Raw genomic sequence first — 16,857 nt, forward strand, 5'->3', positions numbered from 1 at the left:
TGCCGTCGAAAAATCGTAATGGTTGTAAAGACTTGCGAAGACGGTGGCGAGAAATTGGCGGTCATCGCCACCCCCTTTCCTTTCTTTTACAGGGAACATCGTTCACAATATCTGCACAATTCGTTGACAGCATCTCGACATTTTGGCGCGGGCTGTCGAGCTCTGCACGCGACGGCGCACTTGCTGTTGTCGGGTTGGGAGAACATGGAGAAGCGCTTTGCTACATGGATCAGTAGAAGACCTTCCCGCAGAGCGGGCCCGGGCCGGCCGTCGCCGCGTCGAGGCCCGGGCTGCCCTTGAACTGGGGCTGCGCCTGGGCGATCTGTTGTTGCTGCCGGGCATGGCGGTGCTTTCCCACATCCTGCTGTTCGGCACAGGCGCCCCCGATTCGTCCCAGCGGATCGTGTTCGGTGCGGTGGTCCTCAGTGCCATCGTCTGCTTCTCTGTAGCGCCGGTCTATCGCAACTGGCGGGTCCGGGGCCTTCTGGCGGATCTGTGGCTGTTGCTGCTGGCCTGGTCGTCCACGTTTGCTTTGTTCTCGATCTACGTCGTGCTTGTCGGCGTCACCGATGCAGTTCCTTCCAGTTGGCTGGTGGGCTGGTACGCGACGGGGCTGGGTGCGATGGCGACGCTGCGCGTAATGCTGAGGGTGCAGCTGCATCGCCTGCGCTCGCGTGGGATGGACCGCGAACGCATCCTGCTGGTCGGCCTGCGCGCGCCCGCACTGAGGCTGCATCGTCTGCTGCGCGGGAAGCCGGAGCTGGGCAAGGAAGTGGTGGGCTATTTCACCTGTGCCGGTGACATTGCCACTCGCCGTGGTGGTGATGCCCCTCGTCGGCTGGGGGCCTTGGTCGACGTGCCGCATTATCTGGATCTGCATCGCGGAGAATTCGACCAGGTCTGGTTCTCAATGCCGATGGGAGATGCCGCGCCGATCAAGGATGTGCTCAAGCAGATCGAACGTTTCCCGGTCCCTGTGCGCTTGATTCCCGATACCACCGGCCTGGGTGCACTGAATCCCGGCGTGCATCAGGTGGGCGACGTGCCGATGATTGGCGTCCGCCAAGGTCTTGCCGATCACAGATTCCGACTGTTCAAGCGCGCCGAGGACATTGTCGTGGCTGGCGTGGCCGTGATCGTGTTGGCTCCGTTGTTTGTCGTGCTTGCCATCGGCGTGAAGCTGAGTTCGCCTGGCCCTGTGCTGTTCCGCCAGAAGCGCCACGGGCTGGGAGGCAAGGAGTTCTGGATGCTCAAGTTCCGCTCCATGCGCGTGCATGCCGAAGGTGCGGGGCAGGTCACCCAGGCGACGCGTGGCGATCCGCGCGTGACGCGATTTGGCGCCTTCCTGCGCCGCAGCAGCCTGGATGAGCTGCCGCAGTTCTTCAACGTGCTGGGTGGCAACATGTCGGTGGTGGGGCCGCGACCGCACGCGATCCAGCACAATAATCACTATGAGCGCGTCATCGAGCGCTACATGCATCGCCACTACGTCAAGCCGGGCATCACCGGCTGGGCGCAGGTGCACGGATTGCGCGGCGAGACGCCGCAGCTGCGCTCGATGAAGAAGCGCGTGCAGTACGACATCGACTACATCCGGCGGTGGAGTCCTACGTTGGACGTGCGCATCATCGTGTTGACCTTGCTCAAGGTGCTGGGCCAGAAGTCGGCCTACTGACGTGGCCGATGTCCGGAACTGCGACGTAATCCCATGAATCTGCTGGCGATTTCATCGCCTGTAATGCGGTTGTAATGTATTCTGTGCGGCTGCCGCCGGCGCTTGTTACTGCAGCCGTGCGTGCCGCAAGGAATGCCACAGGATCCAGGTCAGTGTTCAAGAACGTTCTTTTTGTATGTGTAGGCAACATCTGTCGCAGCCCCTCCGCTGAAGTAATGCTGAGGCAGGCTGTTGCCGGCAAGGGCATCCACGTGTCTTCGGCCGGCCTGGGTGCACTGGCGGGGCATGGCATCGATGCCACCGCGCAGGAGCTGCTGGTGGAGCAGGGCATGGATGGGCGGGGACATCGCGCCCGCCAGATCGATGACGCCATCCTCGGTGCCGCCGATCTGGTGTTGACCATGGAGCGCAAGCACGTGCGCCGCATCGCCGAGATCGCGCCGCAGGCGTCCGGCAAGACCTTCCTGCTGGGCAAGTGGCAGCAGGATCGGGAGATTCCTGATCCCTATCGCCAACAGCGTCCGGCGTTCGAGCATGTCTACAAGCTGATGGCTGAGGGTGTGGCCAGCTGGGCGCGGCACCTGTAGTGCCGATCTCTCATTCCTGACCGCCCCCACGTCCAATTGAAGAGTTCTAAGTGATGACCACCGATACTCGTAGTCCGGCGCAGGACGATGCCGATGAAATCGACCTGCGGCAGTTGCTCGGCACCTTGATTGACCACAGATGGTGGATTGCCGGAATCACGGGGACGTTCTTCGTCATTGCGGTTGCCTACGCCTCATTGGCGACCCCCATCTATCGTGCCGATGCGATCGTGCAGGTTGAGTCCAAGGTGCCGAGCCTGCCGGGGCTTTCTGATATCAGTCAGTCCCTTGGCATCGGAGGGGGCACGGCAGAGGCGACAACCGAAATCGCGCTCATCACTTCCCGTTCGGTAGTGGGCAGCGCCGTCGATGCGCTGAAGCTTGACGTCGAGGTTAAGCCGAATCGGTTCCCGCTTCTCGGTGGCTACTTCGCGCGAAAAGCAGAGCGTTCGGACCTTGATGCATTGGCGGATGTGCGATTTGGCATGGCGCGGTTCGGTTGGGGTGGCGACAAGCTGGACGTGTTCCAGCTGGATGTGCCGCGCAACCTGGTTGCAGAGCCCTTGACCGTGGTAGCAGGGGAGCGCGGGACCTACGAGCTTCTGGATGAGTCCGGGAACCTCCTGCTGAAAGGCCAGGTCGGCAAGCCCGCGGCCGGAAATGGCATTGTGATGCAGGTGGCGATGATGCGGGCGCATCCCGGCATGCGCTTTGAGGTGACCCGCCAGCGGCACCTGACAGTGGTAGGAGAGCTGCAGAAGAAGGTCGCTGTAAGCGAATCTGGCAAGGAGTCTGGCATCCTGACGCTGGCCTATGAGAATGCGGACCCTGATCTTGCGCAGCGTTTCCTGCAGCAGGTTGCCCAGGCCTATGTGCGGCAGAACGTGGAGCGTAACTCGGCCGAGGCGTCTGCGCAGCTGACGTTTGTGAAGGAGCAGCTGCCCAGTGTGCGCAATCAGGTTGATGCCGCGCAGAAGGCGCTGAGTACTTATCAGACACGTGCCAACTCCGTGGATCTGAGCCTGCAGACCAAGGGCCTGCTGGATCAGGAGGTTGCTGTGGAGACCAGCATCCAGCAGCTGCGCCTGCAGCAGGCAGAGATGGATCGCAAGTTCACGCGTGATCATCCGGCGTACCAGGCGCTGATGCGACAGATCGGAGAGCTGGAGGGACGGAAGAGTGGATTCCAAGGGCAGGTGAAGCAGTTGCCTGAAGCGCAGCAGGAGCTGCTGCGGCTGACGCGCGACCTTCAGGTCAGCAATGAAATGTATACCGGCATGCTGAATCAAGCACAGCAGCTGGATGTCGCGCGCGCTGGCACGGTGGGCAATGTGCGCATCGTCGATGCGGCCGAGGTGGATGCATCAACTCCGGTGAAGCCCAGAAAGGCGTTGGTTGTTCTTATCGGCACGCTGCTCGGTGGCTTCCTCTCGATTGCCTTCGTACTCATAAGGCAGATGCTCAACCGTGGCGTCGAGGATCCGGCGCAGATCGAGGAACTGGGGTTGCCCGTCTACGCATCGATCCCGGTCAGTGCGCAGCAGCAGAGCGACTCGGTGCGCGGCAAGTTCCGCGCAGATGGCAAGCTGCACCTGCTGGCCATCAAGGATCCTGCGGATCTTGCGATCGAATCCGTGCGTAGCCTGCGAACCAGCCTGCACTTCGCCCGGCTGGAAGCAAAAAACAACATTGTTCTGATCTCGGGCGCCAGCCCGAACGCAGGCAAGACGTTCGTCTCCTCCAATCTGGCCGCAGTAATTGCGCAGGCCGGTCAGCGGGTGCTGATCATCGACGCGGACATGCGTAAGGGCACTTTGCACAAGGCGCTGGGTGCCGCGCAGACGCCGGGTCTATCAGATCTGCTGGTAGGCAAGGTCGGGCTGGCCGACGTGGTTCGGACTCTGCCGGGCGTGGACAATCTGAGTTTCATTCCGCGTGGTGATGTGCCGCCGAATCCATCCGAGCTGCTGATGCACTCGAACTTCACCTCGATGTTGGAACACGTTGCGGGCGAATATGACCTGGTCATTGTGGACACGCCTCCAATCCTCGCCGTGACTGACGCTGCTGTCATTGCCCATCATGCCGGCACCTGCCTGATGGTAGCGCGTTTCGGCCTGAATCAAGCCAAGGAGCTGGCATTGGCCAAGCATCGGTTCGAACAGAACAACGTGCGCATCAAGGGTGCAATCTTCAATGCGGTCGAACGCAGGGCGACGGGCTATTACAGCTACGGCTACTACGAGTACAAGTCTTCAAACTGACCTCGGCTGAGGATGGGCGCGGAGCCGTGATGTTCGACTCCGCACTCGTCCCTGACGCGGTGTTGTTGTTCATACAAGGTAATGAATGCTGCCTGCGCGCCGAGCTTGAGCGGTGCCGGGGTGCAGTAGGGAACGTTGCATATGAAGATCGCTGTTGCAGGGGTTGGCTACGTCGGCCTGGCCAATGCTGTGCTTCTTGCCCAGCACAATTCTGTTGTCGCACTGGATGTGGACGTGGCAAAGGTTGAGGCGATCAACAAGTGCCGTTCGCCCGTTGAAGACGTTGATATCCAGGACTTCCTGGATCGTGGCACCCTGGATCTGCGGGCGACCGTTGACAAAGAATCGGCTTACGTCGGCGCCAGCTTCGTCATTATCGCAACGCCTACGGACTACGATCCAGATACGGACTTCTTCGATACGAGCTCGGTCGAGCAAGTCATCCGTGATGTGTTGGAGATCAATCCGTCTGCGACACTAATCATAAAATCCACTGTGCCGGTTGGGTTTACCGATCGTGTCCGTGCCAAGCATGCGGATGCAAGGATCATCTTCTCGCCGGAGTTTCTGCGCGAGGGCCGTGCCCTGCACGACAATCTCTACCCCAGCCGCATCATCGTGGGTGAGTGTTCGGCGCAGGCGACGGAGTTCGCATCACTTCTCCGGCAGGGGGCTGCGACCGACAACGTTCCCGTTGTCTTCTGCGGAGCAGCCGAGGCAGAGGCCATCAAGCTGTTTGCGAACACATATCTGGCGATGCGTGTGTCCTACTTCAATGAGCTGGATACCTATGCGGCCTGCCATGGATTGAATGCGCGTCAGATCATTGATGGCGTGTGTCTGGATCCCCGGATTGGAGAGCACTACAACAATCCTTCCTGCGGCTATGGAGGCTACTGCCTGCCAAAGGACACGCGGCAGTTGCTGGCGAACTATCGCGACGTTCCACAGAACCTCATCCAGGCCATCGTGGCATCAAACTCGACCCGCAAGGACTTCATTGCTGCCGAAGTACTTCGCTCCAACCCCAGGGTGGTGGGCATCTACCGTTTGGCGATGAAGGCCGGGTCGGACAACTTCCGTTCGTCCAGCATCCAGGGCGTCATGAAGCGAATCAAGGCGCAAGGCGTGGAGGTGATTGTCTATGAGCCCACCCTGGTCGCCGATGAGTTCTTCCGGTCGAGAGTGTGCCGGGATGTGAATGAGTTCAAGCGCATTGCTGACGTGATCATTGCCAATCGACGTCACCCCGATCTGGACGATGTGGCAGGCAAGACATATAGTCGCGATCAGTTCGGGGTTGACTGATGCAGGCAATTGCCGGAAGGGCGCGAGCCGGAACATCGATGTTGATGCTGGTCTCGCTGGTCCTCGCCAACCTGGCGAGTCTTGGTATCCAGTTCGTGATACCGAGGCTGCTGGTGCCGGAGGAGTACACGCGATTCGCGATGATGTGGGCGTCCGGCCAGCTGGCGGCTGCCGTTCTTTTTGAATGGCTACGGATTGGCGTGGTCCGCTATTCCGCAAGTGACTCTCGCGATCCACGGAAATTGCCTGAAACCCTTGGTGCACTTTACGTGGGCATTCTGGGAGTGGCGGTAGTGCTGGCGGTGCTGCTCCTGGCAACTGGCGATGCCGGAGGGGCAGTCTTCACTGCGGGCTTCATCCTCTTCTACGCATGTGCTCAAGGGGCATTCGACGGTCAGCAGGCCAGCCTGAGGGCCGACTTTCGCAATGTTCGCTTCTCCATTACCTGGATGGCGCGAAGCATTCTGTCATTCATCCTCACGCTTGCCGCAGCGTCGTGCTTCTCTGATGGCAGGTTCGCACTTGCGGGCCTGATTGTTTCCTTCCTGGTTGCCTCGGTGTTTGCCGGATCACGCCCGCGGTCACTTCGTTGGCCTGCGCGAGCGAGCGTCATCTTCCTGGTGAAGTTTGGATTGTTCGCTGCCGCCGCAGGCATGATCTCGTTTGCGCTGCCACTGGCCGCGAGATATGCGATGGTGCATTACGCAGGTGGAGCTGAGTCGGCAGGCGCCTTGCTGGCAGTGGATATAGCACAGAAGATCCTGATGGCACTCGGAACGGCGATCAACCTGGTGTTGCTCCAACCGGTAATCGGCCGCGTCAATCTTGACCCGGTGGAAGGCCGGGGTCACATGGCCGGCCACTTGGTCAATGTGGTGGCACTATTCTCTGCCGCCATGGTCGTGCTGCTCTATGCGAATCGCGTCATGGTGACGTACTTCGTGCCAACCGCATTCCTTGATTCCTACTCGAAGGTGTCGCTTCTTGCGGTCATCTCAGTCGTGCTTGTTTGCTTGAAGAGCTATGGACTCGATGCATTGTTCGCCATCGGGGCGAAGACGGTCTACTCGGTAGTCACCAGTGCATTGGCCTTGATCCTCTTCGCTCTCGGATGCGTTGGTCTGTATGCAACCCAATGCCTCAGCCTGGTCAGCATCCTGATCGCTTTGGTACTCGCGTTGGCCGCGGGTGTCGTTCTGGCTGCCTGGCTCGTGGCGTCCACTCTGTCAATGCAACTTCCGTGGGCCAAGTTGTCAAGGATTCTCCTGGTCACCGTCATTGCCCTTACGGCCTCCTACTGCCTTGCTCTGTTTGGCGGGCGTGTTGTCCAGATGCTGGGAATGGTCATGATCGTGCTCGTCATTCTTTGCGGCTATCGCGCACTTGGTGTAGGTGGGCCCAGGCAATGGTTGGTCCAGTCGTGAGCCCGCAGGAAAGAGGTGGAGATGAGATGCGCAGCGATCCTGGTCGTGTAGCCGAACAGAAGGATTGCGTGGAGAACCGGGTTTCGTCCCTCAACGTCCTGATCTTCACTACGGATGTCCATGCCGGGGGGATCCGGGCATCCACGCTTCGCCTCAAGGAAATGCTGGCTGACGGTGTCTCCAATGTGAGCATCCTGTCCTATGAGCCTGCGGGAGAGGGCGGAGAGGCAGACTACTCCCTCGGTCTTCCGCTGGTGCGGGAGTTCCAGGCCAATGCTCGATGGGACTATGACCTTCGCCGCGCCATGGGCATCCTGTTGGCGGTGCTTCGATTCCGCAAGCTGATGCGGAGTGAGCGCTTCGATGCAGTTATTTCGATGTCGTACGGTCCGAGTATCGTTGCGTTGATGGCGAAGAAGCTCGGGCTTGATTTCAAGCTCATCGTCTCCGAGCGACAGGATCCTTCACGGGATCTTGCTGCCGGTTGGCGAAAGCGCCTGGTGCGGAGATTGTGTGGCTGGATGTACCGCGGAAGTGATCTCTATCACTGCAATTCTCCAGTTGCTGCCGAACGCGCGCCGGTTCTATTCAAGGTGTCGCCGGAGAAGACGCTTTTCATTCCTAATGGATATGATTTTTCGCGGCTTGATCTGCAGGCCGCTGCTTCGCCAGTGACAGCGATATCCCGCCCCTATGTCGTGTCATGCGGTCGATTGAATGAACAGAAGGGGCAGCACATCGCCATTGCTGTCTTCGCCCGGATGGTGAAGCTGGGTTACAAGGGCGCACTGGTGTTCATTGGTGACGGTAGCCTGAGGGAGTCTCTGCAAGCGTGCGCTGAGATGAAGGGCGTATCGGATCGGGTGATGTTTCTTGGAGCGGTGGATAACCCCCTTCCGTACTTCCGCCAGGCCGATCTCGTGCTCGTAACTTCCTTGTGGGAAGGGTTCGCCAATGTGCCCGTTGAGGCGATGGCTGTCGGCGGGAGAGTGATCAGCACGCGTTGGAGTGGGGCGAAGGAAGTGCTCCAGAACGCGGCCAACTTCTTCTCGGCTGATCTTGATGCACTTGATCAATGCGATGAGGCTGCCGTGGCGTTGGCGTCAACCGAGGCCATGGCAGCGGTCACCGAATTGCCTCGACTTGCTGCCGTCGAGTCTCTGCGGGAGCAGTACGGGTACGCGGGGACTTCGCGCAGGTTCGTCGCGGCCATCGAGGGCCTTCAATGATCAGGATCAGGTTTGTCAGCTGGCTCGGTTTCCTGGCGATAGCGCTGTTGCCCGTTTTCAAGATGTCGTTCGTCCCTGTCAGTTACAGTCCGCCGTCGCTCATCCCGGCAGCACTGCTGGGCATCGTCTTCTTCTTCGGTTCACATGGGAGGATTGAGCGCGCCGACGTCGCGACGATCTGTTTTGTGCTCTATGTGGTCCTGGTCAGTTTCATATTCCTGGGGGTGAAGGACATCGGCGTGGAGCGCGTTCTCAGGGGAATTCTGCCGGTTCTTGCGGGGCTGGCCGCGTTTCTTGGTTTCCGCTACTACTTCCGGTTCGTCTCTATCGATCAGTACCTGAACATTCTGCGTTCTGTGCTGAAGATCGTGCTGCTCTATGGAATCTTCGAGATTGTCGCCCTTTACCTTGGCGTTGGTGGCGTGTTTCGCGACGCACTGGCACTCGCACTGAGCGGGAATGCAGGATCACGGGTGCAGCTGTTTACCTCCGAGGCATCCTGGGCCAGCCTCTATCTGGTGTTCGCTTTCCCGCTGCTTGGTCGCCTGTCGTGGATCTATCGCGGGATGTGGTTGCTGCTCTTCGCCGCCACGTTCTCGCTCTACGGCTTTGCGACATTGGTCATCGGATTGATCGGGTACCGCCTTCTGATGGGCCGCAGCTTCACCAGAACCCTGTTTCAGGTACTCCTCATCGGGGCGGGAACCCTGTTGGTCGTGTATGCAGTGAAGCTGATGGTGGCCAATCTCGCATCTTCAGGGGACCTTCCCTACTACTTGACACGCATCATCAAGCTCGACGAGGCCTCGACCGTTGAGGCCTCGTTGCTCGAGTCCCTCGATGGATCGGTGTTTGTGCGCGTCATGTATCCCGTGTACGCGCTCCTTGTCTCGCTTTCATATCCGTTCGGAATGGGCGCAGCGTTGTATCCCTACGGCTTCAACGAAGCGATGTCATGGTTGCCGCTGAATCATGTTGCGTATCGAAATTTCGAGATCATGGGCGACATCTCATCGACCTCGGCCGATCCACGTAATCTGTTTGTTGGCATCTACGTCATGGGCGGGTTGGTGGGGTTGGCGTATCTCCTCTTCATGCTCAGCCGCGTGCGTCGTGATGTCAGCCAGATCAAGCGCTCCGGTTCTCCGGCCGAAAGGCTGGTGGTTCTCCAGCTGGTGCTCATGGGCGCCGCTTGCCTTCAGTTTGGCTCATTCGCCTTCGTGCTCTTGTGGATTCCGCTTGCCGCAGTACTGGCCATTTCACGTGGAATAAGGGGGCGGCGTCATGGCTAAGGTCGTCTTTCTGATGACCAGGCCGTTCCTTCCTGTAGTCGGCGGTCGTGAGCGCATGCTGCGCCAGCATCTCGAATACCTGGTTGATCGGTTCGATGAAGTGATGGTCATCTGCTTCAAGGGGCGTGGCGAAACCGTTGATGTTGAGCGCTACCGCCGGGAGTTTCCCTCGGTGGCGTTCCATTTCACCCCTTACCCGCCGGTGGTGGATGTGTTGCGTGGCGCCCTTCAGCTGGGCCTTGCTGCGCCGCTTCAATGCCTGGCCTTCTTCGGCAAGCGCAAGTCACGCTGGATTACATCGCAGATCGCGGACTTCGGTCCCGATGTAGTGGTTGTGGATATGCTCCGATTGTGGAGCTACGTCCAGCATTGGGACTCGACGCCCCTTGTGCTTGATATCGATGATCTGCTTTCCGTCCGCTACCAGAGGCAACTTTCCTCAGGTGCGACGGACGTGCTTGGAACCTTCAGGGAGCGATTGCCCTCTGTAGCGGGATGGTTGGCCAATGTGTTTGCAGCCCGTCTTCTGGCTGTCGAGTCCAGACGGTTGGCAAGGATGGAGCTGGATGTGACCGCGTCCGCCGCGAGCGTCATCTTTGTATCGGAGCTGGAGGCCGAGCGGCACAGGCTGAGATCGGGCGCGGCGAACCTGTATTCTGTGCCGCCGATGTCTGCTGATGTCGTTGGCGTCCGGAGGCCGCGTTCACATCATGGTGGCATGCCGCTTCGCCTGGCGTTCCTGGGAAACCTGAAGGCACCCCAGAACTTGCAAGCCCTGCGATACGTGGTTGGCACGCTTCTCCCTGTCCTGGTTGACGCGAGGTTTGAGTACTCGCTCGATGTGATTGGAAGCATCGACGCGAGGGTAGCCGAGGAACTTTCGCGTCCAGGGATTACCTTCCACGGTTTCGTCGATGATCTGAATGAGGCGCTCCGGGACACGGATCTGCACCTGGCGCCCATTCTTTCCGGAACCGGAGTCAAGACCAAGATTGTTGATGCCTTTGCGATCGGGGTCCCAACCGTGACAACCTCATTGGGCTTGGAGGGGTTGGCCGTCGAGGGGCGTCATGTGGCACTCGTCTTTGACACGCCCGAGCGCTTCCTGGAGATCGTAAGGGCAGTCATGGCGGATCCGACAATGCTGCACAACATTTCCTCCAGCGCATCGGCCTACGTCTCTGAGCAGCACGCACGTGAGGTGGTGTTCGCCAAGTACTCCAAAGCCTACGAGAGGCTGGGACCATGATCTTGCGCTCCCTCCACAAGTGCGTGGTGCATGTGGTAAACATGGCCTGCGCGGTGCTTCCGGACGATCCGATCTCTTGTCGCCTTCGTCCCCGTCTGCTGGGCATTCTCGGGATATCGACTGCCGGCGGTGTTCGAATCCGGGGTGGCGGGCGCTTTGAAGGTGGGCGCATCGTCATTGGCCAAGGCTGTTTCATCAACCGTGGCTGCTACTTTGATGCAACGGGGACGATCCGCCTTGGCCATCGTGTAACCGTGGGCCACGGGGTTGCATTGATCACGGCGTCTCACGTTGTCGACAGCACCGAGTCGCGCGCGGGCAGGGTTACCGCCAGGGATGTGCATGTCGGCGACGGGGTCTGGATTGGGGCGAACGCGATCATTCTTCCCGGCGTTTCGATTGGCGCCGGTGCGATCATTGCTGCGGGAGCGGTGGTTACACGCGACGTGCCAGCGAATGTGCTTGTTGCGGGCAACCCGGCCGTTTTCAAGAAGGAGTTGGCTGCATGACCGAGGTTCCTGCTACGGAAACGCTCCTGAGCCTGTTGAATGCGGATCTCCGCGCTGCCAGGGCAGGGGCACAACCATCATTGTTGAGTGGCCTGGCTCGCTATTTCCTGGATCCTGGGTTTGCAACGGTGGTGCGCTACCGGTTGTCGGTCTTCGCGAGGCGTTTTGGCAAGGTGGGCCGCGTGCTGTCGAAGTTCATCTGGCTGTACAACGTACGCGTTTCCGCTTGCTATCTCTCTCCCCGTTCCAGGATCGGGCCCGGATTGCTTCTTCCCCACGCTGCTGCCGTGGTCGTGGGAGATGGTGTTGTGGCCGGACGCGATCTTCAGCTGTACCAATCCGTCACGCTCGGCCAGCGAGGCGCGCGGTATCCGTGCATTGGAAATGGAGTGACCATCTTTGCCGGCGCCTGCGTGCTGGGCCCGTTGCAGGTGGGAGATGACGCGGTCGTTGGCGCCAATGCAGTTGTGCTGCGGAGCGTTCCGCCCCGCTGTACGGTGGCGGGTGTACCTGCCCGAGAGCTTTCAGGAAAGTAGTGCCAAGGTCCGACAAGATCCGAGCGAGCCGGGAGTTGTCCCCTTAATCGCCAATTCTATTGATGTTGTCGAAGAAGAATTCAGGGTCTCGTTCAGACGTCATCTGATAAAGGCCGTAGCTGTGTCCAACTCTTGCACCTCCATCTCGATAGAGCGGGTTCCACAGGAAATTCGCACGTGCGCGGGTCGATCGCGGGAGCAGGAAATCGAACGGGATCGACACGTAGATTCCCTTGTCGAAGCTTCCTTCACCGTAGTCGGCAGACGATACGTCGGTCTTCGTCGCGTATGCGCCCATCGTTACGCCGTTGGCAAAGGCGCGCGAGACGGCAAGTGTTGCGCCCCAATCCTTGGCGAGGTAACGGCCGGCGCTGAGTGCGCTGACCACACGCCGCTGGTCACCCCACATGTAGTAGAAGGTTGCATGGCCGGTAGCAACGCTGTAGTCCCGGAAACTGAACCGCTGGTCGAAATCGCGTTGCTTCACCCAGTTTGCTTCGACCCCCAGTGCCCAGCGCTCGTCCAGCGGACGATAAAGAACTTCGCCGCCAGCGCCTGCATACATTGATTCCAGCATGCCGGCGTAAGCCATGCCGTAAAGGTCCCGGCCAAGATGGTGGGTGCTGGTCAGCTGCAGGCTGGGCAACGTCAGGTCTTCAGTCGTCATGTAACGACGAATATTCGTGCGAACCCTCGGCAGGCGGCTCGGGGCGTCGTAGCGGAACTTGTCGTAGTTGTTGTAGGCGTTATAGCTGATGTTGCCACTGAGCCACAGATTACGGGTGAAGTAGAAGCTCGCGCCGTAAGTGCCGGCGACCTGGAACAGCACAAACCCGTCTGGACCACCCAGGGATTGCTGATAGCCAACGTTGAATGCCCCATCGAAGCGGTGCCGTGACGCCTCGTATAGGGTCTGCCGGCGCTGGCTGGCCGGCGGTGCCATCTCCACATGCCCGGCAAGCGTACCCAGCTCGCTCTTGTTGTTCACATAGTCCACGAACGCCTTGCGCTCCATGCTGGTCTCGACAACCGGCACGCCCAATCGGGTGTTCTGTATTGTGAACCAGTCGACGCTGGCTGGCGCGATACCATCGAGAATGCGAGCAGTTCGTCCCAGGCCCTGCGCTGGGTAATAGAAGCGTCGTTGCTCGCCAGAAACGATGATTTCGGAGCCCCGTTGGCTGATGCGGTTTACACGCAGCCCGGCGTTCTGATCAAGCTGGCTGGCCACGGCGCTCCAATCCAGGGATTGGTAATCCGCGTTGGTGCTCTCATCGGCTCGTACCTCACCATTCAATCCATGACGCTTGAGCGGGAAAGGCGCCGGGTCCAGAACCTTGGGCATGGACCTGGCTTGCGCGAGGTTGGTTCGCAGGGTGATGCCAAAAGTGGCCACGTCACCTCGCTCCCAGCCCGCATGCAGGAGCACATTCTGATTGACGGCGTAGGATGCCCCGAAATTGAATGGGCTGCGTTGAACCTGGTGATTGTTCTGCGGCTCGTGCTTGTAGTCGTTGCCGTCGTACTCGAGCTTCAGCTGAAGGGGTTCCCACGGCGTCTGATAGGCGACACCGCCGAACACGCCAACCGGACCACGCAGCATGCCGTTGCTGTTGAATTTTCCTGCGCCCGTGGAGCGTGGGCGGGTCTCAAACCGATCATTCAGCGCAGCAAGCGGATTCTGGAAGTCGCCCCGATTGCCGATGTAACCGGTCGCTACGCCCAGGCTCGCGTCAAATGCGCCCATCCGCTTGCTTGCCACCAGGTACTCGCTGGAGAAGAGGCCGGTGCCGCCCAGATCACGGAAGCCTGCGGAGACTTCCGGGACCCAGCGGCTTTCCTGCAGCAAGCGGATCTTCACGTCGATCGACTTGTCCTTGTAGTTCTGGCTGCCGCTGAGCCATTGCGGGCCATAGCGTCGATTTGCCACCGATACATAGCGGAACGCGCCCTCCATCCATGGGAGCGGTTGCAGCACGAGGTTGTAACGACTGTAGGGCGATGTATGGCTTGCGGTGAACGCCAGTTCGCCTTCTTCCGCCATGCGTGCGGTCGGCGTCTGCAGCAAGCCGATGCCGCCCCAGTCACTTGCGGTTGGCGTGGGCGCTGTCTGTGCGTGCAGAACAGTGCTGATGCTCAGGCTGAGCAGGGCTACGCCGACGCGCGCCAGCGGCCTGTAGGTGGAGGTGTTCAAAGCGACACTCCCGGTACATCCATTACCTGGGTTGCAAGGAAGCGTGCAATCTCCTCATTGAGGCGAGGATTCACCCTGGCCAGGGCGCTGGGACGCAATGGCACGTACAGCACTGCTCCGGGGGCAAGCGTGGACGGGGCTGAGCGATTCCACAACGCAATGCCGATCTTTTCGACTCTGCCGTCTGGCTCGATCACGTACAGGTCGTCCTTGCTCGCGGCGCGTAGCGCGGGACAGTGACGCAGGTAGTCGAGCGGCGCCTGCTGGGCAACATGGTGCAACGTGCAGGGCTGGGCAACGACTCCCATGACGGTTACCGTGGTGGGGCGTCCGGGATAGACCAGGCGATCTCCGTCGCCTAGCGGGCGGTTGCTTTCGTCTGCCACTTCTACTGCGCGTGCGGTCAACAGTGCGGGCACACGACCGGTCACCGGCATGCGCTTGATGTCGTCCGCAAGCGTTCTGGCGACACTTGCATCATCGGCGTCGGCGGAAGTGCTTTCTATCAGTTGGCCCAGGTCGAACAGAACACCGGCCTTCAGGCGGGTCTGCGCGATCTGCTCGGAAGCACGCAGCCATGCGGCTGCCAGTGGGTAGGCGGAGGTCTGCGGACTGGCGGCCAGAATGGCGTCACTGAGGCGTGCGCCTGCCGGCAGAATTTGCTGGCCGGGGCGGCTGACATGACCGATCACCTCGACCGATACCTGTGGAGCAGCCGTGGCGGTAGCTGCAGTTATCGTGCCCAGCAGCAGGGCAAGCAGACGCGGGCTCATCGGTGTAGCAGATCCGGGGTATAGGGCTTGAGCTGGGTGATTTCCAGGCTGGTGCCTGGCGCGATGGCCTGACGACTCTTCCAGATGAAGCCGGTATCCGGGTCTACCCAGAAATGGTTCTCGGCCTTCCACCGCTTGCCGCGCTGTGTTTCGCGCACGTGCAGCACACTGCGGCGCTTGCCGAGAATCTCGATGGATTCACTGCCCATGGGTTCCAGCGTGCCGCGCACTTCCACGCCGTAGCGGTAGCCCGGCATCAGGTCGTAGTAGCGATGTACAGTTACTGGGCGATCAAGCCTGTGCAGCGCCCTGAATGGGTTATCGCCCTCGATCCACATGTTCTGCAGCTGAGGGCTGCCACCAAAGGTGCCGACGAGCAGGCCATCCTGCAGGAAGACGATGCTGCGCTCACTGCTGTACCAAGCTTGGCGGCCGGCATCAATATTGCCCAGTACCAGCACGGCACCGCCATCAGGGCCGAGCACCTTGATCTGCGCATAGCGCTTCTCGGCAACCTCTCCTGCGCTGGGTGCAATGTCGGGGCGGCCTTGCAGGGCCAGTTGAGCCGTCTTGATGCTGGTACGGCCGACCACGCCGCAGCCCGACAGTCCGAATGCAATCAACAAAAACGCGACAACGCCGCGTAGCGCCGACGGTGGCGCGGCGAGAGCGATCCTGCTCATCTTGTGCCTGCCATCAATTGTCGAGATCGTTGCGCGCGCTTGCCGCGTTACTGATGATCGAAGTGAAGGGAAGCAGCTGGTTTACAAAGCGGCTCCAGCGAGTGACCCCGGCCGCACCGACGAAAACAACGTCACCGGGAAGCAGTTCAAACTGGCTGGCAACGGCAAACGCGGCGGGCGACTTGGCTTCGAGGTGGTACACCGTGGAGGGCGTGCTCTGCAGATCCTGCGAACCGCGGATCACGTAGACGGCGTTCCCGTTGGAGGTGCTTTGCTGCAGCCCGCGTGCCCGGCCAAGTGCCTGGCTGAGCGAAATGTCGCTGGTTTTGAAGCTCATCGCGCCGGGCTGGTTGACTTCGCCCACCACGAAAATTTCCTTGCGGTCCAGGTAAGGCACGTACAGGTGGTCGCTGGACTTCAGGAAAATGTTCGTGGCACCCCCTCCCTGACGACCAAGGCGATCCAGGTCGATCGTGTAGGTGACGCCGTCGCGGGTCAGCCGGACCCCGGACAAGTCGGCCTGGGTGGCGTCCAATCCGGACTGGCTGATTGCGTCGCCCAGCGTCAGCGGCGTGACGGTCAGCGGCACCGTGGCTGCTTGGCGCGACGCGCCAGTGACCCACACGCGTTGGCTGGCATAGGTCAGGATGGAGACATCAACTTGGGGCGCCTCAATGTAGCGCGCAAGCTTGCTTGTGAGTTCCTCGCGCAGCTGGCTTGGTGTCCTGCCTGCGGCCGATATCTTGCCGACATAGGGATAGAACAGCGATCCGTCGGACTGGACGGGACGGCCCGCCGCATTGAGCTGTTGCTGGGGGCCTGCAGGAACGGTCAGCTCTGGGTGATCCCAGACCGTTATGTACAAGACATCGCCGGCGCCGATCTCGTAGGGGGCAGGTTGGTAGCGGGTCAGCGCGGTCGGCAAGCCGGGCACATCACGCGCCGCCCGATCCATGGCGATGAGCTTCGGCGTGATCGGAATCAGCTCGATCTGGTCATTGCCAACCGGCTGGTCGTCGCGTGCGAACGCGCTCGAACGCATGTGCTGTCCGGGTGCAAACATGCACCCGGACAGGGAAAGGGCCAGCGCCAAAGCGGCGCAAAGACGCTTGCAGTCCATCGATGATTCTTCCT

General features: G+C 60.3%; 14 protein-coding genes. 10 read left to right on the top strand and 4 right to left on the bottom strand.

The features are described 5' to 3' along the window. Window positions 1–142: 142 nt before the first annotated feature. The 10 genes from QZ853_RS12495 (at window position 143) to QZ853_RS12540 (ending at window position 12,073) form a co-directional block, all read left to right on the top strand. Complete coding sequence (locus QZ853_RS12495; RefSeq protein ID WP_295573651.1) at window positions 143–1,675, top strand: undecaprenyl-phosphate glucose phosphotransferase; 1,533 nt, start codon at window positions 143–145, stop codon at window positions 1,673–1,675. A gap of 152 nt (window positions 1,676–1,827) precedes the next feature. Beyond that, window positions 1,828–2,262, top strand: a complete 435-nt coding sequence (locus tag QZ853_RS12500; RefSeq protein ID WP_295573654.1) for a low molecular weight protein-tyrosine-phosphatase — start codon at window positions 1,828–1,830, stop codon at window positions 2,260–2,262. A gap of 53 nt (window positions 2,263–2,315) precedes the next feature. Continuing rightward, on the top strand, window positions 2,316–4,526 hold the full coding sequence (locus QZ853_RS12505) for a polysaccharide biosynthesis tyrosine autokinase (RefSeq protein ID WP_295573656.1): 2,211 nt from the start codon (window positions 2,316–2,318) through the stop codon (window positions 4,524–4,526). 141 nt (window positions 4,527–4,667) lie between these two features. After that, complete coding sequence (locus tag QZ853_RS12510) at window positions 4,668–5,834, top strand: nucleotide sugar dehydrogenase (RefSeq protein WP_295573658.1); 1,167 nt, start codon at window positions 4,668–4,670, stop codon at window positions 5,832–5,834. 38 nt (window positions 5,835–5,872) lie between these two features. After that, window positions 5,873–7,258, top strand: a complete 1,386-nt coding sequence (locus tag QZ853_RS12515; RefSeq protein WP_295573661.1) for a hypothetical protein — start codon at window positions 5,873–5,875, stop codon at window positions 7,256–7,258. Between the two features lie 26 nt (window positions 7,259–7,284). Further along, entirely contained in the window at window positions 7,285–8,487 is a 1,203-nt protein-coding gene (locus tag QZ853_RS12520) for a glycosyltransferase (protein WP_295573664.1), read from the top strand. Further along, on the top strand, window positions 8,484–9,779 hold the full coding sequence (locus QZ853_RS12525) for a hypothetical protein (protein ID WP_295573666.1): 1,296 nt from the start codon (window positions 8,484–8,486) through the stop codon (window positions 9,777–9,779). Before QZ853_RS12520 ends, QZ853_RS12525 begins: the two co-directional genes overlap by 4 nt. Next, entirely contained in the window at window positions 9,772–11,028 is a 1,257-nt protein-coding gene (locus QZ853_RS12530; RefSeq protein ID WP_295573667.1) for a glycosyltransferase, read from the top strand. The genes QZ853_RS12525 and QZ853_RS12530 overlap by 8 nt, the downstream gene beginning before the upstream one ends. Continuing rightward, a complete protein-coding gene (locus QZ853_RS20580; protein WP_345777903.1) occupies window positions 11,025–11,537 on the top strand; it encodes a DapH/DapD/GlmU-related protein in 513 nt (170 codons plus the stop codon). Before QZ853_RS12530 ends, QZ853_RS20580 begins: the two co-directional genes overlap by 4 nt. Next, entirely contained in the window at window positions 11,534–12,073 is a 540-nt protein-coding gene (locus tag QZ853_RS12540) for a hypothetical protein (protein ID WP_295573669.1), read from the top strand. The genes QZ853_RS20580 and QZ853_RS12540 overlap by 4 nt, the downstream gene beginning before the upstream one ends. A 43-nt stretch (window positions 12,074–12,116) precedes the next feature. On the opposite strand, the gene QZ853_RS12545 is transcribed toward QZ853_RS12540, so the two are convergent. Genes QZ853_RS12545 through QZ853_RS12560 form a run of 4 tightly spaced genes read right to left on the bottom strand, consistent with a single transcriptional unit; the run spans window position 12,117 to window position 16,843 of the window. Continuing rightward, window positions 12,117–14,267, bottom strand: coding sequence for a YjbH domain-containing protein (locus QZ853_RS12545; RefSeq protein WP_295573671.1), 2,151 nt, complete (start codon window positions 14,265–14,267; stop codon window positions 12,117–12,119). Then, window positions 14,264–15,040 carry a capsule biosynthesis GfcC family protein gene (locus QZ853_RS12550; protein ID WP_295573674.1) on the bottom strand — a complete coding sequence of 259 codons (777 nt, stop codon included), beginning with the start codon at window positions 15,038–15,040 and terminating at the stop codon, window positions 14,264–14,266. Before QZ853_RS12550 ends, QZ853_RS12545 begins: the two co-directional genes overlap by 4 nt. Beyond that, the gene (locus tag QZ853_RS12555) at window positions 15,037–15,723 is read right to left on the bottom strand and encodes a YjbF family lipoprotein (RefSeq protein ID WP_295573676.1); all 687 of its coding nucleotides are present in this window, start codon (window positions 15,721–15,723) and stop codon (window positions 15,037–15,039) included. Before QZ853_RS12555 ends, QZ853_RS12550 begins: the two co-directional genes overlap by 4 nt. 13 nt (window positions 15,724–15,736) lie before the next feature. Further along, entirely contained in the window at window positions 15,737–16,843 is a 1,107-nt protein-coding gene (locus tag QZ853_RS12560) for a polysaccharide biosynthesis/export family protein (protein WP_295573679.1), read from the bottom strand. Window positions 16,844–16,857: the final 14 nt, after the last annotated feature.

The sequence above is a fragment of the uncultured Stenotrophomonas sp. genome (genome assembly GCF_913778665.1).
Classification (GTDB): domain Bacteria; phylum Pseudomonadota; class Gammaproteobacteria; order Xanthomonadales; family Xanthomonadaceae; genus Stenotrophomonas.